Here is a 26,417-nt window from a genome sequence, read left to right as displayed (position 1 = left end):
TGCCATTCAGTACCAGCCCTGTCGCCTCTCCGACGGGAAAAAAGCGCAAGAATATGCAAGTCTGCCGCAAGTCTGTGAAAGAAGGCCACTCTTCCTGACGCCATACTACCCCCAGACTTTGCTGATAAGAGAAAAAACGATGAATGCATTACTGTATGCGCTGGTGGTGGTGATCTGGGGAACCACATGGATTGCCATCTTCCTCCAACAGGGGCCGGTGCCTGCGCCGGTCTCGATTTTCTGGCGCTTTGCCGTCGCCACCGCCGCCATCATGACGGTGCTGCTGATCCTGCGCCGCTTGCGCCCGTTGGCCTTTCGCGACCATCTGTTTTGCATCCTGCAAGGCTGCTGCGTCTTCTGCTTTAACTTCTGGTGCTTCTATACTGCGGCGGCCCATATCAACACCGGCCTCGAATCGGTAATTTTTTCGATGGCGGTGCTGTATAACGCCCTGAATAGCTTCCTCTTCTTTGGCCAGCGTCCTCCTGCGCGCTTTTATCTGGCGGCTGCGCTGGGGCTACTCGGTATTATTACCCTGTTCTGGAACGACCTGTTAGCCAGCGGCTGGAGCACCAGCCTGCTGTTCGGCATTGCCCTCTCAGCGCTGGGTACTTACGGCTTCTCGCTGGGGAATATGATCAGCCTGCGCCACCAGCGTAACGGGCTGGAAACCATGACCACCAATGCCTGGGCAATGCTCTACGGCACCCTGGTGATGGGGGCAATTGCGCTGATCCGCGGAGATGACTTTACGCCGGTCTGGTCGGTGAGCTACATGGGCGCCCTGCTCTATCTGGCACTGTTTGGCTCGGTGATTGCCTTTGGTGCTTACTTCACGCTTGTCGGGCGTATCGGCGCGGGCAAAGCGGCGTATAGCACCCTGCTGTTCCCGCTGGTGGCGCTCTCATTCTCGACGGTGTACGAGGGGTACGTGTGGCACAGTAATGGAATTGCGGGGCTGCTGCTGATATTAACCGGGAATCTGGTGATGTTCGCCCGCCCGGAAAACTGGTTTAGACGGCTGCGCACGGCATAAAAAAAATCGGCCTGTGGAATACAGGCCGGTCCCGATATTATTTTGCTGCGGTTTTATGAACATCAAACATGGTGGCATCGGCCGCCATATCATCAACAACCTGCTTCAGGGTAGCGAAGGTCATTGGCGTAGTTTCGTTACTCAGCTCTTTACCTTCACCCTTACGTACCACTTTAATGACTGGCTTATTGGTCTTAGCGTCGATCAGCTCGCCTTCAAAGAAGAGGTGGGTATCCATGGTTCGGTGCCCGGTTGCCATCTGCGTGCCTGCCACGACCAGCGCAACAGGAACCACTTCATAGAATTGCAGGCCTTCTTTCTGCGAACTCACACCGGTGATCGCGCCACGGAAAATCAGGCTGCGTTGACCAGGCGTTGTCACAATCGGCTTACGCTGGCCGATAGCGGTTTTCATTTTGGTGTTGGTGTAGTTTAACAATTCATCCAGAGTGCGTTGACCGATCTGGGTGGTTGGCTTTGGCGCGGGATAATACGTGATATTGTTCCAGATAATGCTGTCGTAGTTTGCTTCGTTATAAGACGGGTCAACCCAACGCAGCGTGGGTTTACCTGATGCAGACGTCGTTTCTTGTAGCCCGGAGTAGTCTTTTAAAAAGCCTGAATATTGATCAGGCGCAGCCACTTTTGACGCGCAGCCCGCGAGAAGCAACAGACCGGAAAGCGCGGCAACTTTAAATAAAGTATTAGTACGCATGATGGGTGTTTCCATGTGAAGTGCAAATATGCAATTGAAGTTATAGCAAAAGTTGGCTGAAAAAAAAGTGACTAAAAATGATGAAATTGTCGCAAAGAGAAAAAAAAATTGCCCGCCAAAATGGCGGGCAGAATCAAACGCTTATTTTATATCCACCTGCCAGAATAAGTGTTTACCGAAGGGATCTATTTCGTAACCCGTTACCTCTTTACGCACCGGCTCGAATATTGTGGAGTGCGCGATCATCACCGCAGGCATTTGATCGTGCATCATTTGCTGTGCCTGCTGATATAACGCCACGCGTTTATCGTGATCGGTAATAGATTTAGCTTCAGCAATAATTTTGTCGAATGGTTGATAACACCATTTCGCGGAATTCGATCCCCCATTGGCCGACGTACAGGTAAAGAGCGGGCCAAAGAAGTTATCCGGGTCGCCCGTTGCCGTCGTCCAGCCCATCAGCGCCGCCTGATGCTCACCGCCCTTCACCCGTTTGAGATATTCCCCCCACTCGTAGGTGACGACTTTGGTCTTCACGCCAATTTTTGCCCAATCGGCCTGGATCATTTCGGCCATCCGTTTGGCATTGGGGTTATAGGGCCGCTGCACCGGCATGGCCCACAGGTCGATGGTCATCCCGTTGGCAAATCCGGCCTCTTTCAGCAAGGCTTTGGCTTTATCAGGATCGTAATCGTAGTCCTTCAGGTTGCTGTCTGCGCTCCAGACACCCGGCGGCAGCAGGTTTTTGGCGGCGGTACCCGTGCCCTGGAAGACAGCATCAATAATGGCCGGTTTGTTAATCGCCATCGCCAGCGCCTGGCGCACTTTGACATTATCCAGCGGCGCTTTTTGCGTATTAAACGCCAGGAAACCGGTATTCAGCCCCGCTTTGCTCATCAGGTTGATGTCTTTGTTTTCCTTCATCCGCGGCAGATCGGCGGGGTTTGGGAACGGCATCACCTGGCACTCGTTTTTCTCCAGCTTGGCGAGACGCACCGAGGCATCCGGGACGATGGTGAACACCAGCCGATCCAGCTTCGCTTTGCCCTGCCAGTATTCCGGGAAGGCGGTATAGAGGATGCGCGAGTCCTTCTGATACTTCGCCAGTTTGAACGGCCCGGTGCCGATCGGCTCCATATCGACCTTCTCCGGGGTACCGGCTTTCAGCATCGCGTCGGCATATTCTGCTGACAGGATCGATGCGAAATACCAGCCCAGGTCGGCAACGAACGGCGCTTCCGGGTGAGCCAGGGTGAAGCGCACCGTATGGTCGTCCACTTTATCAATAGCCGTGATCAACTTGCCGAACTCGAGGCTCTCAAAATTGGAGTAGTTGCCGTTTGAGACGTTGTGATACGGATGGTTGGCGTCTTTCTGGCGCATAAACGAGAAGATCACATCGTCGGCGTTAAAGTCTCGCGTTGGCGTGAAGAGTTTGTTGCTCTGGAACTTGACCCCCTTGCGCAGATGGAAGGTATAGACCTTACCATCCTCGCTGACGTCCCAGCTTTCGGCCAGGCTCGGCACCAGGTCGGTCGTGCCCGGGGTAAAATCCACCAGCCGGTTATAAATCGGTACGGCGCTGGCATCCACGCTGGTGCCCGAGGTATAGAGTTGCGGGTTAAAGTTCTCCGGCGATCCTTCCGAACAATAGACCAGCGTTTTCGCGGCAACGGTGGAACTGACCGTCAGCGCGGCTACGGTCAGAGCCAACGTTGTGAGGTTGCTTTTCATCGCGTTTTCCTGTCTTTTAATTTGACGGCTAATGAATTTTTGTCGTGCCAAACCATAAATAACATTAAAGTGATTTTGCAAACACCTGATAACTCAAATAAAGAAGGATCCACCATGGCTTCAGCACTCGCCAGACAATTAACCCAACGCTTCTTCCGCTACCTGGCCATCACCAGCCAGAGCGATCCGAAGGTGAAAACCTTGCCCTCCACACCCGGTCAACACGAGATGGCCCGGGCGCTGGCCATGGAGCTGCAAACGCTGGGTCTGGACGATATTGTGATCGACGAATTTGCCACCGTCACTGCGGTCAAAAAGGGGAATGTCCCCGGTGCGCCGAGGATCGGTTTTATCACCCATATCGATACCGTCGACGTCGGATTGTCACCGGATATTTATCCGCAAATCCTCACCTTTACGGGAGATGATCTCTGCCTCAACGCCGAAAAAGATATCTGGCTGCGGGTCAGCGAGCACCCGGAAATTCTGGCCTACCCTGGCGAAGAGATCATCTTCAGCGACGGCACCAGCGTGCTGGGTGCCGATAACAAATCGGCGGTGACCGTGGTGATGACGTTGCTTGAGAACCTCACCGCAGAGCATCAGCATGGTGATATCGTGGTGGCGTTTGTGCCGGACGAAGAGATCGGTCTGTGTGGCGCGAAGGCCCTGGATCTGGCCCGTTTTGACGTCGATTTTGCCTGGACCATCGACTGCTGCGAGCTGGGGGAGATTGTTTACGAGAACTTCAACGCGGCGGCGGCGGAAATTCGCTTTACCGGCGTGACGGCGCACCCGATGTCGGCAAAAGGGGTTCTGGTAAACCCGCTGCTGATGGCGACCGACTACATCAGCCACTTCGATCGCCTGCAAACCCCGGAGCATACCGAAGGCCGCGAAGGCTACATCTGGTTTAACGGCATCCAGGCCGGGCAAAACGAGGCGGTGCTGAAGGCCAATATTCGTGACTTTGATCGTGACAGCTTTGCCGCCCGCAAGGCGCAAATTGGCGAGGTCGCGGAGAAGATCGCCGCCCAGCACCCTACGGCGAAGGTAAGCTGGCATATCGAAGATACCTACAGCAACATCAGCAACGCGGTGGGAGAAGATCGTCGCGCTATCGACCTGATGTTCGAGGCGATGGAAAGTTTAGGCATTACGCCAAAACCGACCCCGATGCGCGGCGGCACCGACGGCGCGGCGCTCTCGGCGAAAGGACTGTTGACCCCGAACTTCTTCACTGGCGCTCATAACTTCCACTCGAAGTTTGAGTTTTTACCGCTGAAATCGTTCGAGGCTTCGTACAATACGGCGCTGCAGCTCTGTTTGCTGGCGGCCCGTTAAGTCGGATGGCGGATTCGCCTTGTTCGGTGCGGCCGGGTGCCCTCACCCCCCCCCTCTCCCACAGGGGGGAATATCAAAACAATTGAACAAAGACAGGGGTAATTTAAGTAATAAGTTGTTGGGTTCATTTTGTTTTTAGCCCTTGCATGAGTTAGTTTTGCTCATTACGCTATAGTTTAAGAAACAGTTTTTTGAACTAGTTTTTGAACTTGAACTGCGAATAAGTATGCGCTCATTATGCAAAGGAAATGAATAATGAAAATCAACTTTACTACGAAAGCAATTGAGAATTTGTCCCCTAAAGCTGCCGCTTACATAGCTTATCATGCAAGCGGCGAACGAGGCACAGGACGGGTCGGGGTGCGCGTCTATCCATCTGGACGTAAAACATTCGTCTATCGCCATTATGTAGGGGAAAACTACAAAATTTCAGACGCCAGGTGAATACGCGGTAATGTCTATCAGTAGCGCACTTGAGAAGTTCGAAAGCCTTTCTTCATGTTCGGATGTGCTCAAAGTTACTAAAACAAGCGGTACGCTTGCAGAACTGTTTGAGGGTCACAAAACCGATTTTATTGCTTCTGGTAAACGCACATACCACCATTATAAAACTCTGCGCTCAACAATCGCAGCAAGCGGTCTGCTGCCGTAAACAACAATTGCGAAAAAAATCACTTCAAATGATGTAAGGGCAGTACTCAATTACGTTTATCAACACACACCAAAGCGAGCCTGGGTTAACCAGATCCGTTCATATATGCATACTCTTTTCGCATTCGGCGTTAAGTGCGACAAGTCACCGCTGATGGATAAGCCTGATATTGTGTTTGATATTCCGTTTAAGCCTGTCTCTGCATTACCAGTACTCATGGTTAGCGAGGAAGAACAATATATTGGTGAACGTTTCCTGAGTTTCGATGAACTGGCCCTGCTACTCAGAACAACTAACGAACATTTCTTTAATGCTGACGTTGCTGTACTTATTCAGCTAATCTTTTTTTGTGGCGGTCAGCGTCCTTATGAGATTATGGCCCTACCAAAGAAATACTATGATAAGAAAAACTGAATCCTTTCTGTGCCACCATCAATATCAAAAACAAAAAAATGGTATCACTTTATTCTTTGCGAAACAGCAAAATAATTAATAGACCTGATGATTTCACGATATCCAAACTATGAGTATTTGTTCCCTAACCGGAATTATGAGGAAAAACTATCCAAATGGGAAAAAAAGTAGCTACTTGTAAGCTGGATGAAGATTCCGTTGCCCCTAGAAAATTTATGCATAGCAATTTACTTTCGGATAATATTAAGCGCTTTTGTGAGAAAAAGGGTGCTAATTCATTTATTCCAAGATTTTCGCCGCACCTTTAAAACACTGGGCGGACAATTGAAAATAACAAAAGAAATTCGTGACAGAATTAAGCACCATGCTTTACATGACGTGTCATCTGTCCACTATGACAGATATGATTATAACGAGGAAAAGCTGGAAGCATTTTTGAAATGGGAAAATAAGCTGAAAGAAATAATGGACAACAATTAATTATATATAATATTCACCAGCTTTATTGTTTAAAGCCACCTATCTATCTAGTTAATATTAAGGTGGCTTTTTTTTAAATATTTCCAGGAATTGAGAGCGCGATCACTTTGAACAAAGCAAAACGTATAAGATGATCAACGCATCCAATTACAGGAAAATATTATGTATTACAGTGAAGATATTATTAAAAAAATTGGGACCGATAAAGAATTAGCCGTGAGATTAGGTAAGGCTATGGCTGGTGTAAAAGATGGGTTTATCGATTATCTAAATAATCTAGGTGATGGTGCAACAAGAGCGCTTTATTACACTTCATGCTTTACAGAAAATTATAAAGATGTTTGCAAACAGCTTAAAAATGAGGATAAACGCTTTCTACTGGGTTTGTATGAACTTGTTGAGCATAGAGATATAATTTTTAGGATGATATTAATTTATGTTCAAATATTGCTAATGAATAAAGATGAAGATGAAAAAACTACTATTCTTAGAAAAGTTGTGCCGCCTACGTCACACTATTCAATTATGCAAGCTTCAAGGTTTGCACTAGTCTATTCTGTTGTTAAATATATTTGCTACGGCAGTAAAATCAATGGAGTTATACAAAGTGCAATGATGAAAAAAATTGGAGGTCTGTCATCAGGGGGCCTGATAGCATTAAGCTCATACGGTACGGTTCAACATGCTGCTGATAGTGCAAACAATTTAAAATATTTTCTACCACAGTTCTATGACGCTCTTTACGCGCAAAACCTTGAAATGATGTACTTTATAATAGAGCCATTAGTATTAGACGTTGGTTATTTAAATATAAGTACAGCATCGAATGTTGAAATAATTGATGCATTAAAACGAATGGCTGGCTATGAGTAAGATATTAAAGCAAATATTTAGGCTTATCTTTGATGATTTAGCGCTTCAATTAAAAACATACTTAACAATTTTAGTTATAATTTTATTATCATATATACCTGTAAAGTATATTGATAACACAGCCATTACAATTTGTGTAGTCGGGATTATAATTATTATTGTACTATATTTATCATTTTTTTATGAGAGAAAAAAGTAAATGTCTATCCCAGCACATCTTTGGCTTACAGATGAAAATAATTCACCTTTAATCGGTGAATGTTTAATGCCTACACGATTGGGCTCCACAGAACTTAAATCTTTCAATCATTCTGTTTGGATTCCTACAGATCATAACACTGGAAAACTTACAGGAACACGCCTGCATGTTCCGATTAAATTTGAAAAAGAAATAGACCGTCTCACCCCCTATTTATTTAGGGGGGTATGCAAAGGCAGGATATTTAAAGAAGCTATAATAAAAATGTATAGAATTAATGAGGCAGGAATAGAGGTAGAATATTTTAATATAAAACTGGAAAATGTGAAAATAACAAGAATATCTCCGGTTTTATTTCCTTTAGGATTTGCAGGTAGACATATGGAGGAAGTTGAAATTCGTTATGAATCTATCGAATGGAAATATTGTGATGGGAACATAATGTTTAAAGATACCTGGAATGAAAGAGTAGTAGCATAAAAAAAGGGACTCTTACGAGTCCCTTAACTATTTTACTTCAATGCCCCGTATATCGATCAACAATCCAGCCGTATTTCGCTGCGGGTAATAGTGCACTGATAAACACATTTGGATTGGTTCTCGGGTCAACTATAGGGGAATGCGGCCTGTTGCCAAGAATAAAGATAGCCATGTGACTAACAGGATCGATAGCCGTCAGCGTTCCTTTCCATCCAGTGTGTCTATGAGTCTCTTTACTGGCTAATACCCCGAATGTAGGAGTCATTGAAGCGTTGCCGTTCACACGCCAGCCCAGGCCGAATGTAGCATCCTCTGCTGAACTTTCAGTAAACCCCTTGATGGTCTGCTTATCGAACAGCTTAACCTTCCCATAACCGCCCCCATTGAGCATAACCTGCATCAGTACAGCCATATCACTGGTGTTAGAAAACAGCCCTGCGTGACCAGACACCCTTCCCATCGAATACCAGGCCTTTCATCATGAACTTGCCCCCAAATCGTAGTTGTACGAATGTTAGGGAAACTGATCACACCGTCATGCGTATTACCGTTCAGTTATGTCGCCGCGATCTGCTGTTGTTTGAACCCTTTAACCAAAGGATTAAAGACCGTATGTTTAAGACCAAGTGGTTCATAAATATTATTTTTTCCACATATTTATCAAGCACCATCCCAGTGACTGACTCAATGATAAATCCAAGGATCATATAATCAACATCACTTTAAATGTGTGTGGTACCAGGCTGATATGCAAGTGGGGTTTTCTTGATCATTTCCAGCGTGGTTGTTTTATCCTGAGAGAATAATCCACCAGCTACTTTTTCATTTGGATATTGTGGATCGGCAGGGAAACCAGCTACGTGATGCAGAATGTCACTGATTCTTAGAGAATCTTTACCTTTCATTGAATCGTGAGAGGAATCTTTTAAAGCCGGTATATACTTTGAAACCAAATCATTTTGGTTGTTTTGTTTATTGAACTTAAACTTGAACTTTAAAAAACCGACCGTTACATGTGGCGTGTAACATAATGATTTTAAAGATTTTATTGTGAAAAAATCTAAAACCCCCTCTCTCTCACAGAGAGAGGGAGCAAGCAGGGTTAAGCCGGTTTCCGCGCCAGCAGCGTAGCAAAACGCAGTTTAATGCGGTTGCCCTGGGCGTCGGTGCGGTGTAACTCACCGACGTCCTCGTTGTAATTCAGCTGTTCCCAGCCCGCGTAGTAACCGCTCAGTTCCCCGGTTTTAAATGCAAACGGGAAGCCGACGTTGCAGGGATAATCTTCCGTATCCATCGCCGCGACAATCAGGTTGTAGCCGCCCGGTTTGGTGCAGCGCTGCATGTTGTCGATCAGGCCAGGAATGGTCTCTGCCTGGAGGAACATCAGCACCACGGTGGACAGGATAAAATCGTATTCGCCGTCAAAGCGCAGGGTGTTGAGATCCTGAATCGCCGTTTGAAGGTTGGTGATCCCCTCTTTCGCCTTGATACTCTCAATGTTATCGATGCTTGCCGCATTCTTATCCCACGCGGTGACATCAAAGCCATTCGCCGCCAGATAGAGGCTGTTGCGCCCGTTGCCGCAGCCGAGATCCAGGGTTTTGCCCGGTTTAACAATTCCTGCGCTGTACACCACTTCGGAGTGGGTGCGGGTCATGCCATATTTTTCGGTAAAGTAGTTCTCATCAAACACAGTCATTCTCTTTCCTCAGCTTGCATAAGCGTTGCTTTGTCTGCACGGACCAACAATTTCCCCTGCATCAACAGGATAAACGTGCGCACCAGTAATAGTGCAATGATGGCATTGGTAAAAATAAACAGCGGGATGGCGATGGCGTGGAAAAAACCGGACGTGCTGCTCTGCCCCAGATGCAGACCGGTGGTGGCCAGCGCCGAGACGCCGAACGAAAAGCTCCAGAACGAGGCATTAAACGGCTGCGACAGATACCAGGGCATCAGGCGCAGGGTAAAGAGCAGTTGCAGCAGGCCGTAGCCGAACAGCATTTTGGCGAAGGTGTCAGCCTGGCCGCCATTGACGCTCAACCATGCGCTACAGGCCACCAGCGCGGGAGCGAGCTGAATCCCAAGGGAGGTGCGCATAGCCGCAGGCAGTTCTCCCGCGCTGCGCAGGCGCTGCAAAATCACCGGCTCCAGGCTCAGCCAGGAGAACACCCCCGCGCCGAGAAACACCAGCCCGGCATCGTGAAACCCGAGCGCGCCGCAGGCCATGGCACTAATAAAGTTATTCGCTACCGTCGGCAGATAAAGGCCCGGCGTGGTTGCCTCCTCCGGGTGCTTGCCGCGCCACAGCCCGGCAGACTGCCAAGCCGCATAGCCCAGCTGCACCACTACACCGACGCTGAACAGAACCAGCGCCAGCGGGCGATACCAGGGCACGAAGCCAATCGCCACCAGCATCGTGGTGGCGGGAAACAGGCTGACAAAACTGCTCATCACCGGATGGCGCATCTCCGCCAGCACGCTGCGCGGAAAGCGCACCGCGCGGGTAATAAAGGCGAAGGTCAGTAATCCCCAGATCACCATTGCCAGCGTCACCAGGATCTCACCCGGCCAGCGGGTCACCGGCCAGATCGTGCTGGCGTAACGCCAGGCAAAGCCCATACCAATGGTCCCCAGGACCATGCCGTAGTAGCCTGCGGGCAAATTAAGAACGCGTTCAGTGGATGGCGTTTTGTACATATATTTTAATCTATAAATTATATTTGAAATGCTAGTTTAAGGACTTTCAATTTCAGATGCCACTGTTTCGATCACGCTAAAGTTTGCTACGTTTAGTGAAGAAGACAACTGCGGGCAGAGTGATGAAAAAATATCGACTTAGCGATGAAAGCCGTTTGCACCACTGGCAGGACGGTGACACGAAAACAGCGGTAAAGGTGCGCCAGATTATCGCCGAACGTGATTTCAGTGATGTGAAGAGCGGCACCCGTGGCGGCTGGATCGATGACGAATCGGCACTGTCGCAGGAGGATGATTGCTGGATCTACGATGAAAACAGTGTGGTGTTTGCCGGGGCGCAGGTCAGCGGCAATGCACGCATCACCCAGCCGTGCGTCATCAGCCATCAGGCTTCAATTGGCGATAACGTCTGGGTCGATGGGGCGCAGATCAGCCAGGGCGCGCGCATAAGTGACAACGTCACCGTTCAATCGTCGGTGGTGCGCGGCGAATGTCATCTGTTCGATAATGCCCGCATCCTGCATAACAGCCTGGTGATTGCCGCCAAAGGACTGACCCCGGACCCGAATCAGATCTTGCGCATTTTCGGCGAGGCCACCGTCAGCCAGTCGCGGGTGGTGCATCAGGCGCAGATCTACGGCAACGCCATTGTCAGCTACGCTTTTGTCGAGCATCGCGCCGAGGTGTTTGAGAATGCGTTACTGGAAGGCAACGAGGTGAACAACGTCTGGGTGTGCGACTGCGCCAAAGTCTATGGCAACGCCCGGCTGCTCGCCGGGCTGGAAGAGGATGCTATCCCCACCCTGCGCTACAGCTCCCAGGTGGCAGAGAATGCGCTGGTCGAGGGCAACTGCGTGATCAAACATCACGTCCTGATTGGCGGCGAAGCCTGGCTACGCGGCGGGCCGATTCTGATTGACGATAAAGTGGTGATTCAGGGGCGAGCGCGCATTCGCGGTGAAGTGCTGATCGAGCATCATATTGAAATTACCGACGACGCGGTGATCGAGGCGTCGGAAGGCGATGCTATTCATCTGCGCGGCGCGAAGATGATTAACGGCGCGCAGCACATTACCCGCACGCCGTTGCTGGGCGCATTATGAGGTGCAGATCCGGGCGTAGATATTCTGGTCATCATAGCGTCCGTTCAGGAACTCGGCCTCTTTGAGACACCCTTCCAGCACGAAGCCGTTACGCCGCGCCACCTGATTACTGGCGGCATTGTCCACGCGACACTTAATGACGAAGCGGCGAATTTCGCCGCGTCCGGCATAGTGGCGGATAAAGGCTTCCAGCGCGCGGGATAAAATCCCCTGCCCCTGATGCCCTTCATCCAGCCAGTAGCCGATATAACCCGTTTTATTCAGTGGTTCGATGGCGTTGAACGACAGCACCCCTACCAGCGCGTTATCACTGAAGATAAGGAACATTTTGGCGTAACCGCGCTGATGCAGCATCTGGTTGCTCATTATGTTCTGCCGGGTATCGTCTTCGGTGCCGACAAACTGCGGCCAGTTGAGAGAGTCCTGCAACCACGCCCGATTTTTGACCACCAGATTGTGCAGCTCGGTGGTGTAACGCTCGTCCGTCGCCCGCAGTTCGATCCGCTCGTCGACGGGGATGATCTCTTCGGTTGTTGTGGTCATCGATCGGTCTCTCTCTTTTTGTGGTGTGATCCCGGTACGGCATACTCCCCCTCACCCCAGCCCTTTCATTAAGGGAGAGGGGGCAGTCCATTATGCCTTAACGCATGACGCGGTCATCAACGTACTGACGTTTATCAGAGGCCGGTGGGAAGTAGTGATACAGCCAGGTTTCGCTGATCGCTTCGCCCTGGCAGCGCAGGAACATCCGCATATCCACGGTATCGGTGGCATCGCTGGTAGGATACCAGTCAAACAAGATGCGATAGCCGTCGAACGGTTCCACGTAGAGGATCTCAATCTGCTTCGCTTCGCCACTGGAAAGAGTGATAACCGGTTCGATCCCTTTCGGCGCGGCGGCTTTCAGATCGCCGCCGACAAAATCGACCGCAAAACGACGCGCCCAGACTTTCGGGTAGTGCTCGCCCGGTGCCCAGCCTTCCGGAAAACCGCCCATGCCGGTGCGGGTCGCCAGCACGTTTGCCAGCGGCGAACGCACCGGAGGTTTGGCGCTCCAGTAAAGACGATACTGGAAGTCCAGCTTATCGCCCGCCTTCACCGGTTTTTCCGGCTGCCAGAAGCAGACCACGTTATCCAGGGTCTCACCGGTGGTCGGGATCTCCATCAGCGCCACGGTGCCATTGCCCCACTGGTTACGCGGCTCGACCCACAGGCTTGGGCGTTTGTTGTACCAGCCCATAATGTCCTGATAGTGCGTAAAGTCGCGATCGAGTTGCAGCAGACCAAACCCTTTCGGGTTCTTGTCGGTGTAGGCATTGAACTGCAGTTTTTGCGGATTATTCAGCGGGCGACAGATCCACTCGCCATTGCCGCGCCACATCGCCAGACGATCGGAGTCGTGGATCTGCGGGTGAATGGTGTCGCACATGCGGCGCTCGTTATTGCCGCAGGCAAACATGCTGGTCATCGGCGAAATACCCAACTGCTGGATGTCCTTACGGGCATACAGATGGTTTTCGACATCCATGATCACCTGGGTCTTCTCGCAATGGATCACGAATTTATAGGCACCGGTGATGCTCGGGCTGTCCAGCAGGGTGTAGACCGTAAAGGTGGTTGCGCCCGGTTTGACGGTTTCAAACCAGAAGGAGGTGAAGTCCGGGAACTCTTCCTGGCTATCGGCATAGGTGTTCAGCGCCAGGCCGCGCGCGGATAGCCCGTACTGGTAAGTATCATCCACCGCGCGGAAGTAGCTGGCACCGAGGAAGGAGACAATATCGCGGCGCGCCAGCTCCGGGGATTTAAAGGCGCGGAAACCGGCAAAGCCTAAATCGCTCTGACCTTCCAGCTGTTTTGTATCGACGCCCGCGTCATGGTAGTTGAACAGCTCCGGACGGAAGTGAATTTCACGCGCCTGCGAAGTCTGGCTGTCCAGCGAGAACATGCGCACCCGGCGGCGGAAGCCCATCCCGACGTGGAAGAACTGCACGTCAAGCTGGCGGTTTTCGATGTTGTTCCACAGCGACTGCTTCGCATCGTACTGAATGCTGTTATAGGCCTGCGGCGTCAGCGTCGCCAGCGTATCCGGCAGCGGACGCGGGGCCCCGCCCCAGGGAGTTTGCGCCAGGTCGTGCGCCATGGATTGCAGCACGGAAAAGTCGAAACGACGGCTCGTACCGTCCGCAATATCCGATTCGGCCGCATTGGCTGCCCGGGAAAAGAGCGCGGCGAGTCCGGTAGTCCCGCTCAGTGCGGCAACGGCCAGGGAGCCTTGTAAAAAACGTCTGCGATTCATGCCTGGGAAAACGTCCTTATGGTCGTGGGGTAGTGGGTTCCGCTCAGGGCGAAACAACGGCAAGAAAGAACATCATTAAGAGGCCACAGCCTAAACAAAAACGCTTAAGAATCCAATTATTGACAGGCGAGAAACTGCGCAAAGTGAGAAAGATTTTTCTGTCGAGGAGAATTGCCCGAATCGGCGGTAAAGAAACGTATATACCCCCATTAATTCGCGTTGCACACCCCCTGAAGTATGGCGGGTATAAAAAAGCCCCTGCCGGACATCAACGGCAGGGGCTAAAAGGGTAATTGTTGTTATTTTACGCTGACATCGATCCCCGGGAAGTACTTCTTCGCCAGTTTATCGATCGTGCCGTCAGCGCGAACTTTATCAATGGCGGCATCAAGCTGCTTTTTGGTGGCCTCATCGCCCTTACGCAGGCCATAGCCAATCCCGCTGCCGAGAATAGTGTCATCCGATACGGGCTTGCCGATAAAGCCAAAGCCTTTCCCCTGCGGCTTGCTAAGGAAGCCAGCCTGTCCGGCGGCAGACATCACCAGCGAGGCGTCGATGCGCCCGTTCAGCAGGTCGCCCCAGGCCATATTCTGATCTTTATACGACACCACGGTCACACCCTGCTTTTCCCAATGCTCCTTGGCGTAAGTCTCCTGAATGGATCCCTGTAACACGCCAATGGTCTTGCCTTTCAGCCCTTCCGGCGTAGCGTCGACCGCACTGCCGGTTTTGCCCACCAGCTGCGATGGAATACGGTAGATCGGCTGGGTAAAGTCGATGCTCTGGCGGCGCTGATCGGTGATGTTCATCGCCGAGTTGATGGCGTCGAATTTTTTCGCCACCAGCCCCGGGATCAGCGCGTCAAACGAGGTCTCCACCCAGCTGCATTTCAATGCGGCGGCAGCGCAAATGGCGTTACCCAGCTCAATATCAAACCCTTCCAGCTCACCTGAGGCATTACGGCTCTCAAAAGGGGGATACTCCGCTTCTACGCCGTAACGTAATTCTGTTGCCGCGAAGGAAGAAAACGAACACAGCAATCCCAGGCCGACAACGAAGGCTTTTAATTTCATAACTGAACTCCTTAGCGTGGTTTTACCCGACACAGGGCCTGCGCACCTGCCCGTAATGTCGCCTCATCTTTAGCAAAAGAGAGACGGATTAATTTGTTATCTGTCCCGTCGGTATAAAACGCCGATAACGGGATAGTGGCAACGCCGTAGTCAACGATCAGCCGTTTCACCATCTCGCTGTCCTGCTCGTCGCTGAAGTGGCTGTAATCTGCCAACAGGAAGAACGAGCCGGCGCTTGGCAGCAGACGGAACGGTGAATCTGCCAGCAGGTTGACCAGCAGATCGCGTTTGCGCTGGTAAAACGCCGCCAGCGACAGCCAGGTTTGCGGATCGGCCATATGCTCGGCAAAGGCGTACTGCATAGGTGTATCGGCAGAAAACATCAAAAACTGATGAATTTTGCAGATCTCTTCCATCAGTTCTGCCGGGGCAACGCAGTAGCCGACGCGCCAGCCGGTGACGTGAAACGTTTTGCCAAACGACGAGACGATCACGCTGCGCTCCGCCAGCCCGGGATGGGTGGCCATGCCGTGGTGCGGCACATCGTCAAACACCACGTGCTCGTATACTTCGTCAGAGAGAATAATGATATCGGTATTACGGGTGATGGCCGCGAGCTGTGCCAGATCGTCGGCAGAGAAAACCTGCCCGCTCGGGTTATGCGGCGTATTGATTATGATCATCCGCGTGCGCGAGGTTATGGCGGCGCGGACTTCATCCCAGTTCACCGCGAAATCCGGCACCGTCAGCTTGATGGCGACCGGCGTTGCGCCCTGCAGACGCACAATTGGCGCGTAGCTGTCGAACGAGGGTTCAAAGTAGATCACCTCGTCGCCAGGATGGACCAGCCCGCTGATGGCGGAGTACAGCCCTTCGCTGGCGCTGGCGGTGATCAGCACTTCGCTGGCGGCATCGTAGCGGGTGCCATACAGCGAGGCGATTTTATCGGCGATACGCGCTTTTAGTGGTGCCAGCCCGGTCATCGACGCGTACTGGTTATGGCCCGCCTGCATCGCCCGGTGTACCCCCGCGATGAGCGCCGGATCGCACTCAAAGTTCGGCGCACCCTGGGAAAGGTTGATGGCATTGTGTTCAGCAGAGAGCTGACCGATAACGGTAAAAATTGTGGTGCCAACGTCCGGTAGTTTGGAGCGGAGTTGTATCGGAGTACGCAGTGTCATCCTGAATTCCTCTGGTAGAGAGTGCATAACTATTCAACCCGAACGCCATTGTGGCGACAATCGAATTGTTGTCATAATAGCCATGACAAAAAATCATACCTGGAGGTTCTGTGTCGCGTCGTTCGTTCCCGCTTACTGCCGTTGAGGCCTTTATCGTTACCGCGCGGCATCTGAATCTGACTCATGCCGCAAAAGAGCTGTGCCTGACCCAGGGTGCGGTAAGCCGCAAAATCGCCGCCCTCGAAAGCTGGTTCGGCTTTCCGTTGTTTGAGCGTCACGCCCGCGGGCTGCGCCTCTCCTCTCAGGGCAGCGCCCTGCTGCCGGATCTGCGCGCCTCGTATGAACATTTTCTGACAGTGGCAGACCAGGCCCGCGCCCAGCAAACCGTGGTCCGCCTTAAAGTACCGACCTGCGCCATGCGCTGGCTGGTGCCGCGACTGCTGCAGGTGGAACGCGAGCAGCCCGAACTGCAGATCGCCCTGACCACCACCAACGAGCACAGCGTCAATTTCAAAACCGAATCCTATGATGCCGCCATTGTGTTTGGCACCCAGCTCAGCGCCGGAGATCTGCTTTTCGAAGAGGCCTTAACCCCGGTGGTAAGCCCCCTGCGCCAGGGTTCGGCGGTAGAGTCGCTGACCTTCCTGCATCCGACGCGGGATAAAACGGACTGGTCGCTGTGGCTGGAAAAACAGACCGCGCAGCCGCCTGTCATGCACAAAAATCAACACTTCGACACCATGGATCTGGCGATCACCGCTGCCATTCAGGGGCTGGGCGTCGCCATCGCAGACGAGACGCTGGTGGCAGAAGATATCCGCGCCGGGCGGCTGGTGCGGCCTTATGCCACCAGCGTGAGGACCGGCGCCAGCTACCGGCTGGTGTTGCGGGAGTCGCGTGGCAAAGCGGCCGGGCTGGCCGCCTTTCGCGAGTGCCTGCTCAATCCAGGCTGACGTGGTGCTTCATCACCCGTTTAAACAGCGCCATGCGGGCGCGCATAAAGCGGTTTTCAAGCTTAAATCCCGCATGTTTATTCAGTCCAATGCGCAATAATACGTCCCGCCTGTGATGACAGGCAGGCCAGCGCGTCGGGCCATTCAACGTATCGCACTGCTGGCTGGCATAACGGGCGAAGTTAACCCAGTAATCGGCAACCTGCGCGGAAAATGCCAGGTCATTGTCATTCACGTAGCGTCGGGCAGGCTCGGCCAGAGTGAGCGTATTAAACACATACGGCACCTCGTTGCCATGCCACGCCCCGTTGACGTAGGTGGCGTGCTCCGCTTCGGCCACGTAGTCAAACCAGTAGCGCCAGCACGGCTGCCCTACCCGTTGCTGGGCCTGCATCACCACAAACCCCAACGTGGTGAAAGCCATATCGCGGCACACCTGACGCCCTAACTCGGTGTCGTCCTTAACCCCCGGATAGAGCAGCTTGATCAACCCCAGCCCCAGCCGTCGCTCCCGGCGTAGCTTCTGGATCTGCCCCGCGAGATCGATACCGAACACCGCCATCACGCTGGCTTCATCGCTGTTCGAACCAACCATGATGGGCATTGGATGGTGGCGTGCGGCAAAAAAGGTCTCCAGCATCGGCTCCGGCAGGACGCAATCTCCGACAATCGGCGCAGGCGCGACGTTCAGCGGGGCCGTCAGCGGCCAGAGCGCCTCTGGCGGGATCGCCCGTAACTGCTCTACGGTAGCGTTTTGCAGTCCAAAATGCGCCGCCAGCGCCTCTCCTTTTTTGAGCGCCTGCTCCCGGGGGGTATCCGGCAGGGTGTAACCGCTCTGGATAATCGCCTTATGAAACAGCCCCTTTGCCAGCGGCGAGGCCAGCAATGACAGCACGCTGCGCGCGCCGGCGGATTCACCAAACAGGGTGATGTTCTGCGGGTCGCCACCAAACTGCGCGATGTTGTCCCGCACCCACGCCAGGGCGGCGATCTGATCCAGCAGAGCAAAGTTATGCACCACCCGATCCTCTTCCCCTTCCAGTGCCGGATGGGCAAAAAAGCCCAGATGGCCCAGCCGGTAGTTCAGCGTCACCACAATCACGCCGCGCTGCGCCAGCGCTTTGCCGTCATAGGGCGGTAATCCACCCGCGCCGATGGTAAAGCCGCCGCCATGCAGCCAGACCATCACCGGCAGGGGTTCCGGGCGCTGAACCGGGGACCAGACGTTCAGATACAGGCAATCTTCCGAGAAACGCCCCGGATCGCCGCCGCCCAGTTGCTGGCAATACTCGCTGCTCTGCCAGCTCGACGGCGAAAAGGCGGTCGCCTGTAACACGCCCTGCCAGTTCTCAACCGGCTGCGGTGAACGCCAGCGCAGTGCGCCCACCGGGGGCGCTGCGTAGGGAATGGCGCGCCAGACCTGCACATCGCCCTCCGTGATGCCGCAGAGCGCCCCCTGGCGCGTGGTAATTATCGGGGATGAGGCGTTTTCCATACTGACCTTAGGTTAATAGTACATCCCCGCAGAGTACCGTTTTCAGAGCAAACCGCAACGCCGCTTGCTGCGTTCTTCCGCCTCCCGGTAGAGGGTGAACTCATCCAGCACCGGACATCCCAGCGCCTCTTCAAAGGCATCGCGGCTTGCATTGCCGTGGGTACGAGCCTGGGTTTCATTGCCAAGGTTCGACTGGAAGATCCCGGCGGCGCTCACCGGAAGGAAGTCTTCATAGGTGATGGGCTGCGCCACCACCCAGCCGCGCTCAATCAGCGGCTGCGGATCGTCGCCGGGGCCAAAGGAGTGACGGTGCGATTCTCCGGCCGGGGTCAGGCGGTAGCGGAACCACGCCAGCCCCTGACGGCGTAAGAAAATATCGCTGTCGGGAAAGGCCTGGAAGACTTCCTGCAGATGCAGCTGGTGGGTCAGGTTGTCCTTACCGGTGCCGGACTCGGCCAGCAGGCGATCGTACAGCTCGCGGCCTTTCGGCGTTAACGCCACTCCGCGCTGTTCAATCTCGCCAAAGCGTGCGGTATGGGTGCCACGGTGTTCCCCCGCAAACAGAATCGGCTCTTCCAGCGCTTTAAAGCTGGTCTGGCGCAGCAGGAGCGGCATCTCCCGGCGCGGTGGCCCTTCAATCAGCATCTTCGGCTCAATACCGTACTCCGGCATCAGGGCCTGCACGCGGTCAATATCCAGCGTACGCGGCGTCAGGTGATTGATGTGACAGCCAGGGAAGCAGACCACGTCGGCAATCAGCCGATGTTCGTTGTGCAGCGCCTGGTAGGTTTCATGGTCCACTGTGGCATGACGATGCCAGCGGAAGGTCTCCAGCGCCTCCTGGACAAACTCCTCGGCCTGCGCCGGGGTGAATGCCCCTTCGGCTTCATGCAGGGCAATAAGCTCCAGACAGCGGGGGGTGAAAATCGTACGGCGGGCGAGGATTGCCGCCGCCTTTTCGCGCAGAGGGATGTTATCAATCAGATCCAGGCGCAGCAGCGAGGTGAAAATCCGAAAGGGATTGCGGCACAGGGCGGCATCGTCAACCGGACGAAACGCGGTTGAGTGAACCGGCACGCCAGCCTGAGAGAGATCGTAATAGCTGACCGGGAACATCCCCATAATGGCGAACATCCGCCGCAGGGTGGCCAGCTCCTGGGCCGTGCCGACACGGATCGCGCCGTGGCGTTCGAGGTTGAGGCGAGCCAGTTCATCCGCGTTGGCCAGTTGTTCATGCAGTTTCGGGTTATTTTCCAGTACCGCCAGATTCACATCTGCGACCAGCTCCAGCAGCGTTCCGTATTGCGGAACTTCCTGCTGATACATTGCTGACATCGCCTGTGAAAAGTTCTCCCGAATATCATCAGCCGTGATGTTGTTCGCCATGATTTAATGCCTCCAGTGAATATTACCTGGAGTGTAGAGAAGGCCATTGAGGCTGTTTGGAAGAATTTACGATTTGTGATCCAGGTGGAGAGGTGCTCGTTTTCTGACGCGCCGTGAAGTGAACCGATTCCGGTCCCTGCCCCCCTTTTTCGGGCATTGCCAAAAACTGCTTGTTACTCAATTAGATTGGATGTTAATAATATTTTGCTAGCAGGTTATCAAAATTAAACAACTTCACTTGTCACTCCGCTATCACTGTTTTTAACATCGCCTATGGAAAAAAATGGTTTGTTTAGTCAGCGCATTCGTCTGCGCCATCTGCACACTTTTGTGGCCGTCGCTCAACAGGGAACGCTGGGGCGCGCGGCTGAAACTCTTAACCTGAGCCAGCCTGCGCTCTCAAAAACGTTGAACGAGCTGGAGCAGCTCACCGGCACGCGGCTGTTCGAACGTGGGCGGCTGGGGGCGCAACTCACTCTGGTAGGCGAGCAGTTTCTCACTCACGCGGTAAAAGTACTTGATGCACTGAACACGGCGGGCCAGTCGCTGACCCGGCGCAACGACGTGCCGGGCGATGTGGTACGCATTGGTGCGCTCCCTACTGCGGCGCTGGGCATTCTGCCTGCGGTTATCGGTCAGTTCCATAAGCAGCAGCGCAACATCACGTTGCAGGTGGCAACCATGAATAACACCATGCTGCTGGCGGGGCTGAAATCCGGGGAGCTGGATCTGGGGTTCGGCAGAATGTCTGACCCGGAGCTGATGAGCGGCCTCAATTATGAGCTACTCTTCCTGGAGTCCCTGAAGCTGGTGGTGCGCCCGCGTCATCCAATCCTCAATGATACCGTGACCCTCAGCCGGGTAATGGAGTGGCCGGTGGTGGTGTCGCCGAAAGGCACTGTTCCGCGCCAGAACGCGGAAATGCTGCTGCAAACCCAGGGGTGTAAACTGCCGTCGGGCTGTATCGAAACCCTGTCGGCCTCCCTGTCGCGCCAGCTTACGGTCGATTATGACTATGTCTGGTTCGTGCCTTCCGGCGCGGTGAAAGAAGATCTGCGTCAGGGCACGCTGGTGGCCCTGCCGGTCACGACCTCCAGCCCTGGCGAACCCATTGGGGTATTAACCCGCGTGGAAGCCCCGCTCTCCACCGCCACCCAGACGCTGCTCAGCGCGATACGTAAATCCATGCCGGTGTGATCACACTTCCTCTCTGCCCGTCTTGATGACGGGCTTTTTGTTTCCATTACTCAAATAATGCGAAATCATTCATTAACAATTGCGCTAAACAATTTAACAGATTTATCATACCCGCCGATTTCACCAAATGGTTCATTCAAATAACGCAGCGGTGATTTCTTTGGCGCTATAACGGCGTCACGTCCGACTTTTTCATCAAGGATCTTTTCTTCTGTTACCCATTTGGTTCGGGATGATTGCTGCCCGGCCAGTGAAGACAAGATTATTTCAGGAGACAGAAATGGCTTTAGGTAATTCGCTACGTGGGTTCCCCCGGATCCTGCAGTGGCTGCTGGTCGGTCTGATGGCACTCATCGGGCTGGCTGTCGGTGGGCTGGGCTTTAAGCTCGTCACCGTGGGGGGAAGTTGGTACTTCCTGATCATGGGCGTGGTAATGCTGATCGCCGCGTTCCTCATTGCGCGCGGCCGCACCAGCGGCATCATCCTCTATGCGGTGGCGTTTATCGCCTCCGTGATCTGGGCCGTGAGCGACGCTGGCTGGGATTTCTGGCCGCTGTTCTCGCGCCTGTTTACCTTTGCGGTGCTGGCCTTCCTCGCTGCCATCGTCTGGCCATACCTGCGTGGCGCAGGTCAGCCGGTCAACAAAGCCCCGGCGTTCGGCATTGCCGCCGTGCTGGCGGTGATGATGCTGGTGAGCTTCGGCTGGATGTTCAAACCGCAAACTTTAGTCGAGGCTAACGAACCTGTACCGGTTAAACCGGTGGCGGAAGGCCAACAACAGAAAAACTGGGCGCACTGGGGTAACACTACCCACGGCGACCGTTTCGCTGCCCTCGATCAGATTAACAAGCAGAACGTTAACGAGCTTAAAGTGGCCTGGGTTGCCCATACCGGCGATATCCCGCAGAGCAACGGCTCCGGCGCGGAAGACCAGAACACCCCGCTGCAGATTGGCGACACGCTGTTTGTCTGCACCCCTTACAGCAAAGTGCTGGCTCTGGACGTGGACTCCGGTAAAGAGAAGTGGCGCTACGATTCGAAAGCCACCGCGCCAAACTGGCAGCGCTGCCGTGGGCTGGGTTATTTCGAAGATAACCAAAGCGTGACAACGTCACCAACCGCAACGCAGCCTGCCGCCTGCGCGCGCCGTCTGTTCCTGCCGACCACCGATGCCCGTCTGATTGCGCTTAACGCCGACAACGGCCAGCTGTGTGAAGACTTTGGCGACCACGGCGTGGTTGACCTTGGCGTGGGCATGGGTGAAATCAAACCCGGCTACTATCAGCAAACCTCCACCCCGCTGGTGGCAGGCAATGTGGTAGTGGTGGGCGGCCGCGTGGCGGATAACTTTTCCACTGGCGAACCGCCGGGCGTGGTGCGTGCTTATGACGTCCATACCGGTAAACTGGCCTGGGCCTGGGATCCGGGCAATCCGAACCTGACCGGCCTTCCGCCAGAGGGACAGACCTATACCCGCGGGACGCCAAACGTCTGGTCAGCCATGTCGTATGACGCAAAGCTGAACCTGATTTACCTCCCGACCGGTAACGCCACGCCAGACTTCTACGCGGGCAAGCGTACCGAGCTGGACGATAAATACAGCTCCTCGATTGTCGCGGTAGATGCTGCGACCGGTCAGGTTCGCTGGCATTTCCAGACCACCCACCACGATCTGTGGGACTTTGACCTGCCTTCCCAGCCGCTGCTCTACGATCTGCCGGATGATAAAGGCGGTACAACCCCGGTGCTGGTACAGACCAGCAAGCAGGGCATGATCTTTATGCTCAACCGCGAAACCGGCGAGCCGGTTGCGAAGGTGGAAGAGCGTCCGGTGCCTGCCGGGAATGTCGAGGGCGAGCGTTACTCCCCTACCCAGCCGTACTCGGTCGGTATGCCGATGATTGGCAACCAGACTCTGCACGAGTCGGATATGTGGGGCGCCACGCCGGTTGACCTGCTGCTGTGCCGCATCCAGTTTAAAGAGATGCGCCATCAGGGCGTCTACACCCCGCCAGGTCTGGACCGTTCCCTGCAGTTCCCAGGTTCGCTGGGCGGCATGAACTGGGGCAGCGTGTCGGTGGATCCGAACAACAGCCTGATGTTCGTCAACGATATGCGTCTGGGACTGGCTAACTACATGGTGCCGCGCGCGAATGTCGCGAAAAACGCCAGCGGGATTGAGATGGGGATTGTGCCGATGGACGGTACGCCGTTTGGTGCGATGCGCGAACGTTTCCTGTCGCCGCTGGGTATTCCCTGCCAGAAACCGCCGTTTGGCACCATGTCTGCCGTGGATCTGAAATCCGGCAAGCTGGTGTGGCAGGTCCCGGTGGGAACCGTAGAAGACACCGGCCCGCTGGGGATCCGCATGCATATGCCTATCCCGATTGGGATGCCAACGCTGGGGGCGTCGCTCTCCACGCAGTCCGGCCTGCTGTTCTTCGCCGGCACTCAGGATTTCTACCTGCGCGCGTTCGATACCGCTAACGGGAAAGAGATCTGGAAAGACCGCCTGCCGGTGGGCAGCCAGTCCGGGCCGATGACCTACGTGTCACCGAAGTCAGGGAAGCAGTACATTATCATCAATGCGGGTGGCGCACGTCAGTCACCGGATCGCGGGGATTACATCATCGCGTACGCCTTGCCTGATAAGCAGTAACCACCGAACCGGCCACTGATGTGGCCGGTTTTTTTATGTTCATGGCTGACTGGAAAGCGCGTTCTCAAGCCAGGTTGCGGTCTTGCCGTTCTGGTAACTGGCAACCAGATTCTGCCTGACGCCCGCAGGCCAGCAGCTGCGCATCACCGCCCGCTTCGTCTCTTCGAAGAAAGGCTTATCCCCCGCCGCCTCGTAGTCTGCGGCACGCCCGTTCAGCTTAACGTTAAAGGATACGGTGACCCGACCGGAAAAGTTCTGCGCCGCAGCCTGTTCAGGATAGCGAGGCTCTACCCGATAAACGTCCCCGTCGCAGTCCGCCTGGCTGTTATCTGCTACCGAAGTGCTGCCGCCTACCGGAAACGATAATCCGACGCCCACGCCGCTGCCGCCACTGCCCCCACCGATCCCCACACCGCCTATACCCACGCTGCCGCCGGATGCACACCCGGCCAGTAGCCATGCGGCGCAAACCACCTGCGTAAATTGTTTCATCGCCCTGTTCCTCTTCAGCCCCTACAACCATCATAGCGGGGAATAAAAAAAGGGTTCATGTCGGAACATGAACCCTTTTGCCGGAAGAGGCTATCCGGCAACAGATGACAATATCAGAAGGTTTCCCAGTTATCCCCATCGGCAACGGCCGGGCGCAGCGGCGCGGCAGCGGTCACCGGTGCGGCTTTGTTGTTGCTGCGAGTCTGGGTCATCCCGTGCAGACGGAAGGTGCCGACCGCTTCGGTCAGGCGGGCAGCCTGATCTTCCAGCGAGGCTGCTGCGGCAGAGGCCTCTTCCACCAGCGAGGCGTTCTGCTGGGTGACTTTATCCATCTCCGAGATCGCCTGGCTGACCTGCTCAATACCCCGGCTCTGCTCGTCGGAGGCGGCCGCGATTTCCAGCATGATGTCGGTAACACGTTTAACCGCTTCCACGATCTCGCTCATGGTGTTGCCTGCGGCGACCACTTCACCCGATCCCTGGTCAATGAGCGACACCGATTCGCTGATCAGCCCCTCAATCTCTTTCGCAGCATTGGCACTGCGGCTGGCCAGCGTACGCACTTCGCTGGCGACCACGGCAAACCCGCGTCCCTGCTCACCGGCACGGGCCGCTTCTACCGCGGCGTTCAGCGCCAGGATGTTGGTCTGGAAGGCGATGCTGTTGATCACCGCGGTGATCTCAGAGATTTTCTTCGAGCTGCTGGAGATATTCCCCATGGTTTTCACCACACCGGACACCATCTGGCCGCCGCGGCTGGCTTTACCGGAAGCATCTTCCGCCAGTTTGCTGGCATGATGCGCGTTATCGGCGTTCTGCTTCACCGTCGCGGTGAGCTGTTCCATGCTGGCTGCGGTCTGCTCGATGGCAGCGGCCTGCTGTTCAGTACGTGATGAGAGATCGGTGTTACCCGCAGAGATTTCGCTGGTCCCGCGATAGATCTCTTCCGCGCCCTGACGCACAGTGCCTACGGTCCCCACCAGCGAACGCTGCATGGTTTGCAGGTCGTGGGTCAGACGGCCAATTTCACTGCGTCCGGTCTGATCCTCGGCCAGAGTCAGATCGCCTTTGGCGATATGCGCAATGCGATTCGCTGCGCGTTGCAGCGGGTTAATCACCGTGCGACGCAGCACAACAAAGGTGATTACCGTCAGCACCAGTGCCAGACCAAAGGCACCGACCATGAACATCAGCCCCATTTGGGTGCGGGTATGCGCCTGTTCGGTCAGCATATTGGCACGGTCGGTACGGATCTTGATCGCCTTGAGCAGAACCACGTTATAGGCATCATCCAGCGGACGCGCCGACTCATTTTCATGGTTGATAATGGCTTCAAACATGCCGTTTTTGGCATATTTCAGCATCGGCTTCATGCCATCAATATAGGCCTGGTAGCTCGTTTTCAGTTCGCCATCCAGCGCTTCATCCGCCGGGGTGCGCACACCACGATCCATATAAGCGGCAAAGCCCGCCTGAGATTGTGTAATACGTTTCTCTGCTTCCGCGATGTTCTCTTTCATCGCATCCATTTCCGCAATACGGCTGGCCGCACCCGCATGGATCATATTGATACGCGCCGTGCGCAGGTGGTTAGAGCTGTTTGATAACCCGGTACGCACCTGAATTTCAGCAGTTACATCCCGCAGATCGTTATCGGCCTGCAGTAAAAAATAGCCTGCCAGCCCGGCACTCAGGGCAAACAGCAAAATAATGCCACCCAAAATCGAGGAGAAAAGTGGAAGCAGCCTGATGTGATGCAGGAAGCCCAGCTTATGTTGCGCCCGAACTGTTGTTGTTTTGTCCATAGCCGTTGACTCTCTCATAGGTAAGATGCGTGGAAACACGCCTGTAAAGTAGTCATCGGCACTGCACTGAATTTAATTACGGCTAAAATCGCAACACTGGTCACACTTTCGCAATGATTTTTAAAGAAATGTCGTCCCGCTGCCCCTGAA

General features: G+C 54.2%; 25 protein-coding genes and 1 pseudogene. 12 read left to right on the top strand and 14 right to left on the bottom strand.

Annotated elements, in window-relative coordinates; translation table 11 throughout:
* The first annotated feature begins 139 nt into the window (after window positions 1–139).
* Entirely contained in the window at window positions 140–1,036 is an 897-nt protein-coding gene (locus C3F35_RS22890) for a DMT family transporter (RefSeq protein ID WP_059307849.1), read from the top strand.
* A gap of 37 nt (window positions 1,037–1,073) precedes the next feature.
* On the opposite strand, the gene C3F35_RS22885 is transcribed toward C3F35_RS22890, so the two are convergent.
* Both C3F35_RS22885 and C3F35_RS22880 read right to left on the bottom strand, forming a co-directional pair.
* Entirely contained in the window at window positions 1,074–1,751 is a 678-nt protein-coding gene (locus C3F35_RS22885; RefSeq protein ID WP_032610887.1) for a DUF3313 domain-containing protein, read from the bottom strand.
* Between the two features lie 141 nt (window positions 1,752–1,892).
* Window positions 1,893–3,485, bottom strand: a complete 1,593-nt coding sequence (locus C3F35_RS22880) for an ABC transporter substrate-binding protein (RefSeq protein ID WP_077228088.1) — start codon at window positions 3,483–3,485, stop codon at window positions 1,893–1,895.
* Window positions 3,486–3,599: 114 nt separating this feature from the next.
* Here C3F35_RS22880 and pepT point away from each other — a divergent pair, with 114 nt between their 5' ends.
* From pepT to C3F35_RS22845, 7 genes are all read left to right on the top strand, one after another.
* Entirely contained in the window at window positions 3,600–4,829 is a 1,230-nt protein-coding gene (pepT, locus tag C3F35_RS22875) for a peptidase T (protein ID WP_032610890.1), read from the top strand.
* A 255-nt stretch (window positions 4,830–5,084) separates the two neighbouring features.
* Window positions 5,085–5,273 carry an Arm DNA-binding domain-containing protein gene (locus C3F35_RS26755; protein WP_130588793.1) on the top strand — a complete coding sequence of 63 codons (189 nt, stop codon included), beginning with the start codon at window positions 5,085–5,087 and terminating at the stop codon, window positions 5,271–5,273.
* A gap of 10 nt (window positions 5,274–5,283) precedes the next feature.
* On the top strand, window positions 5,284–5,481 hold the full coding sequence (locus C3F35_RS22870; RefSeq protein ID WP_103792295.1) for a hypothetical protein: 198 nt from the start codon (window positions 5,284–5,286) through the stop codon (window positions 5,479–5,481).
* A 153-nt stretch (window positions 5,482–5,634) separates the two neighbouring features.
* A complete protein-coding gene (locus C3F35_RS22865; protein ID WP_146054033.1) occupies window positions 5,635–5,895 on the top strand; it encodes a hypothetical protein in 261 nt (86 codons plus the stop codon).
* A gap of 186 nt (window positions 5,896–6,081) precedes the next feature.
* A complete protein-coding gene (locus tag C3F35_RS22860; RefSeq protein ID WP_103792293.1) occupies window positions 6,082–6,375 on the top strand; it encodes a hypothetical protein in 294 nt (97 codons plus the stop codon).
* 162 nt (window positions 6,376–6,537) lie between these two features.
* The gene (locus C3F35_RS22855) at window positions 6,538–7,248 is read left to right on the top strand and encodes a hypothetical protein (RefSeq protein WP_059307844.1); all 711 of its coding nucleotides are present in this window, start codon (window positions 6,538–6,540) and stop codon (window positions 7,246–7,248) included.
* A gap of 199 nt (window positions 7,249–7,447) precedes the next feature.
* Window positions 7,448–7,927 carry an Hcp family type VI secretion system effector gene (locus tag C3F35_RS22845; RefSeq protein WP_103792292.1) on the top strand — a complete coding sequence of 160 codons (480 nt, stop codon included), beginning with the start codon at window positions 7,448–7,450 and terminating at the stop codon, window positions 7,925–7,927.
* 32 nt (window positions 7,928–7,959) lie between these two features.
* On the opposite strand, the pseudogene pbp4b reads toward C3F35_RS22845, so the two are convergent.
* The 3 genes and pseudogenes from pbp4b to tehA form a co-directional block, all read right to left on the bottom strand.
* A pseudogene (gene pbp4b / locus C3F35_RS22840) lies at window positions 7,960–8,889 on the bottom strand (penicillin binding protein PBP4B); the annotation flags it as partial.
* A gap of 140 nt (window positions 8,890–9,029) precedes the next feature.
* Entirely contained in the window at window positions 9,030–9,626 is a 597-nt protein-coding gene (gene tehB / locus C3F35_RS22835; RefSeq protein ID WP_103792291.1) for a tellurite resistance methyltransferase TehB, read from the bottom strand.
* Window positions 9,623–10,627, bottom strand: coding sequence for a dicarboxylate transporter/tellurite-resistance protein TehA (gene tehA, locus C3F35_RS22830; protein ID WP_103792290.1), 1,005 nt, complete (start codon window positions 10,625–10,627; stop codon window positions 9,623–9,625). The genes tehB and tehA overlap by 4 nt, the downstream gene beginning before the upstream one ends.
* Window positions 10,628–10,749: 122 nt before the next feature.
* Between tehA and ydcK the strand changes: the two genes are divergently transcribed.
* Window positions 10,750–11,730, top strand: a complete 981-nt coding sequence (ydcK, locus tag C3F35_RS22825) for a YdcK family protein (protein WP_032610905.1) — start codon at window positions 10,750–10,752, stop codon at window positions 11,728–11,730.
* Here ydcK and rimL read toward each other — a convergent pair.
* The 4 genes from rimL to C3F35_RS22805 form a co-directional block, all read right to left on the bottom strand.
* A complete protein-coding gene (rimL, locus tag C3F35_RS22820) occupies window positions 11,725–12,273 on the bottom strand; it encodes a 50S ribosomal protein L7/L12-serine acetyltransferase (RefSeq protein ID WP_103792289.1) in 549 nt (182 codons plus the stop codon). The genes ydcK and rimL overlap by 6 nt on opposite strands.
* Window positions 12,274–12,370: 97 nt before the next feature.
* Window positions 12,371–14,026: a glucan biosynthesis protein D gene (locus C3F35_RS22815; RefSeq protein WP_103792288.1), complete on the bottom strand. Its 1,656-nt coding sequence runs from the start codon at window positions 14,024–14,026 to the stop codon at window positions 12,371–12,373.
* Window positions 14,027–14,325: 299 nt separating this feature from the next.
* A complete protein-coding gene (locus tag C3F35_RS22810) occupies window positions 14,326–15,099 on the bottom strand; it encodes an ABC transporter substrate-binding protein (protein ID WP_059307840.1) in 774 nt (257 codons plus the stop codon).
* Window positions 15,100–15,110: 11 nt separating this feature from the next.
* Entirely contained in the window at window positions 15,111–16,280 is a 1,170-nt protein-coding gene (locus tag C3F35_RS22805) for a pyridoxal phosphate-dependent aminotransferase (protein ID WP_032610915.1), read from the bottom strand.
* A 110-nt stretch (window positions 16,281–16,390) separates the two neighbouring features.
* Between C3F35_RS22805 and C3F35_RS22800 the strand changes: the two genes are divergently transcribed.
* Window positions 16,391–17,233 carry a LysR substrate-binding domain-containing protein gene (locus C3F35_RS22800; RefSeq protein WP_077228009.1) on the top strand — a complete coding sequence of 281 codons (843 nt, stop codon included), beginning with the start codon at window positions 16,391–16,393 and terminating at the stop codon, window positions 17,231–17,233.
* Here the strand turns inward: C3F35_RS22800 and C3F35_RS22795 are convergent.
* Complete coding sequence (locus C3F35_RS22795) at window positions 17,220–18,728, bottom strand: carboxylesterase/lipase family protein (protein ID WP_103792287.1); 1,509 nt, start codon at window positions 18,726–18,728, stop codon at window positions 17,220–17,222. The two genes, C3F35_RS22800 and C3F35_RS22795, sit on opposite strands and share 14 nt — an antisense overlap.
* 42 nt (window positions 18,729–18,770) lie before the next feature.
* Window positions 18,771–20,114, bottom strand: a complete 1,344-nt coding sequence (hglS, locus tag C3F35_RS22790) for a 2-oxoadipate dioxygenase/decarboxylase HglS (protein WP_103792286.1) — start codon at window positions 20,112–20,114, stop codon at window positions 18,771–18,773.
* Window positions 20,115–20,387: 273 nt separating this feature from the next.
* Between hglS and C3F35_RS22785 the strand changes: the two genes are divergently transcribed.
* Entirely contained in the window at window positions 20,388–21,311 is a 924-nt protein-coding gene (locus tag C3F35_RS22785; RefSeq protein WP_103792285.1) for a LysR substrate-binding domain-containing protein, read from the top strand.
* A gap of 65 nt (window positions 21,312–21,376) precedes the next feature.
* On the opposite strand, the gene C3F35_RS26750 is transcribed toward C3F35_RS22785, so the two are convergent.
* Window positions 21,377–21,571, bottom strand: coding sequence for a hypothetical protein (locus C3F35_RS26750; RefSeq protein ID WP_146054032.1), 195 nt, complete (start codon window positions 21,569–21,571; stop codon window positions 21,377–21,379).
* A gap of 20 nt (window positions 21,572–21,591) precedes the next feature.
* On the opposite strand from C3F35_RS26750, the gene C3F35_RS22780 reads away from it, so the two are divergent.
* Window positions 21,592–23,970 (top strand): glucose/quinate/shikimate family membrane-bound PQQ-dependent dehydrogenase, encoded by a 2,379-nt coding sequence (locus tag C3F35_RS22780; protein WP_103792284.1) that lies wholly within the window; start codon window positions 21,592–21,594, stop codon window positions 23,968–23,970.
* A 39-nt stretch (window positions 23,971–24,009) separates the two neighbouring features.
* Here C3F35_RS22780 and C3F35_RS22775 read toward each other — a convergent pair whose 3' ends face one another.
* Window positions 24,010–24,462, bottom strand: coding sequence for an energy transducer TonB (locus C3F35_RS22775; RefSeq protein ID WP_032610923.1), 453 nt, complete (start codon window positions 24,460–24,462; stop codon window positions 24,010–24,012).
* A 113-nt stretch (window positions 24,463–24,575) separates the two neighbouring features.
* Window positions 24,576–26,267, bottom strand: a complete 1,692-nt coding sequence (locus C3F35_RS22770) for a methyl-accepting chemotaxis protein (RefSeq protein WP_103792283.1) — start codon at window positions 26,265–26,267, stop codon at window positions 24,576–24,578.
* Window positions 26,268–26,417: the final 150 nt, after the last annotated feature.

The sequence above is a fragment of the Leclercia sp. LSNIH3 genome, assembly GCF_002935105.1.
Lineage (GTDB): Bacteria > Pseudomonadota > Gammaproteobacteria > Enterobacterales > Enterobacteriaceae > Enterobacter > Enterobacter adecarboxylatus.
Note: the sequence above shows the minus strand (reverse complement) of the source record. Positions and strands in the feature narration are given on the sequence as shown.

Coding starts and splice junctions, on each gene's coding strand:
- C3F35_RS22770 (WP_103792283.1), bottom strand. CDS start 26,267: ATGGACAAAACAACAACAGTTCGGGCGCAACATAAGCTGGGCTTCCTG.
- C3F35_RS22775 (WP_032610923.1), bottom strand. CDS start 24,462: ATGAAACAATTTACGCAGGTGGTTTGCGCCGCATGGCTACTGGCCGGG.
- C3F35_RS22845 (WP_103792292.1), top strand. CDS start 7,448: ATGTCTATCCCAGCACATCTTTGGCTTACAGATGAAAATAATTCACCT.
- C3F35_RS22785 (WP_103792285.1), top strand. CDS start 20,388: ATGGAAAAAAATGGTTTGTTTAGTCAGCGCATTCGTCTGCGCCATCTG.
- rimL (WP_103792289.1), bottom strand. CDS start 12,273: ATGACCACAACAACCGAAGAGATCATCCCCGTCGACGAGCGGATCGAA.
- C3F35_RS22815 (WP_103792288.1), bottom strand. CDS start 14,026: ATGAATCGCAGACGTTTTTTACAAGGCTCCCTGGCCGTTGCCGCACTG.
- C3F35_RS22810 (WP_059307840.1), bottom strand. CDS start 15,099: ATGAAATTAAAAGCCTTCGTTGTCGGCCTGGGATTGCTGTGTTCGTTT.
- C3F35_RS22795 (WP_103792287.1), bottom strand. CDS start 18,728: ATGGAAAACGCCTCATCCCCGATAATTACCACGCGCCAGGGGGCGCTC.
- C3F35_RS26755 (WP_130588793.1), top strand. CDS start 5,085: ATGAAAATCAACTTTACTACGAAAGCAATTGAGAATTTGTCCCCTAAA.
- ydcK (WP_032610905.1), top strand. CDS start 10,750: ATGAAAAAATATCGACTTAGCGATGAAAGCCGTTTGCACCACTGGCAG.
- hglS (WP_103792286.1), bottom strand. CDS start 20,114: ATGGCGAACAACATCACGGCTGATGATATTCGGGAGAACTTTTCACAG.
- tehA (WP_103792290.1), bottom strand. CDS start 10,627: ATGTACAAAACGCCATCCACTGAACGCGTTCTTAATTTGCCCGCAGGC.
- C3F35_RS22885 (WP_032610887.1), bottom strand. CDS start 1,751: ATGCGTACTAATACTTTATTTAAAGTTGCCGCGCTTTCCGGTCTGTTG.
- C3F35_RS22855 (WP_059307844.1), top strand. CDS start 6,538: ATGTATTACAGTGAAGATATTATTAAAAAAATTGGGACCGATAAAGAA.
- tehB (WP_103792291.1), bottom strand. CDS start 9,626: ATGACTGTGTTTGATGAGAACTACTTTACCGAAAAATATGGCATGACC.
- C3F35_RS22865 (WP_146054033.1), top strand. CDS start 5,635: ATGGATAAGCCTGATATTGTGTTTGATATTCCGTTTAAGCCTGTCTCT.
- C3F35_RS22880 (WP_077228088.1), bottom strand. CDS start 3,485: ATGAAAAGCAACCTCACAACGTTGGCTCTGACCGTAGCCGCGCTGACG.
- pepT (WP_032610890.1), top strand. CDS start 3,600: ATGGCTTCAGCACTCGCCAGACAATTAACCCAACGCTTCTTCCGCTAC.
- C3F35_RS22780 (WP_103792284.1), top strand. CDS start 21,592: ATGGCTTTAGGTAATTCGCTACGTGGGTTCCCCCGGATCCTGCAGTGG.
- C3F35_RS22805 (WP_032610915.1), bottom strand. CDS start 16,280: ATGACACTGCGTACTCCGATACAACTCCGCTCCAAACTACCGGACGTT.
- C3F35_RS22870 (WP_103792295.1), top strand. CDS start 5,284: ATGTCTATCAGTAGCGCACTTGAGAAGTTCGAAAGCCTTTCTTCATGT.
- C3F35_RS22890 (WP_059307849.1), top strand. CDS start 140: ATGAATGCATTACTGTATGCGCTGGTGGTGGTGATCTGGGGAACCACA.
- C3F35_RS22860 (WP_103792293.1), top strand. CDS start 6,082: ATGAAGATTCCGTTGCCCCTAGAAAATTTATGCATAGCAATTTACTTT.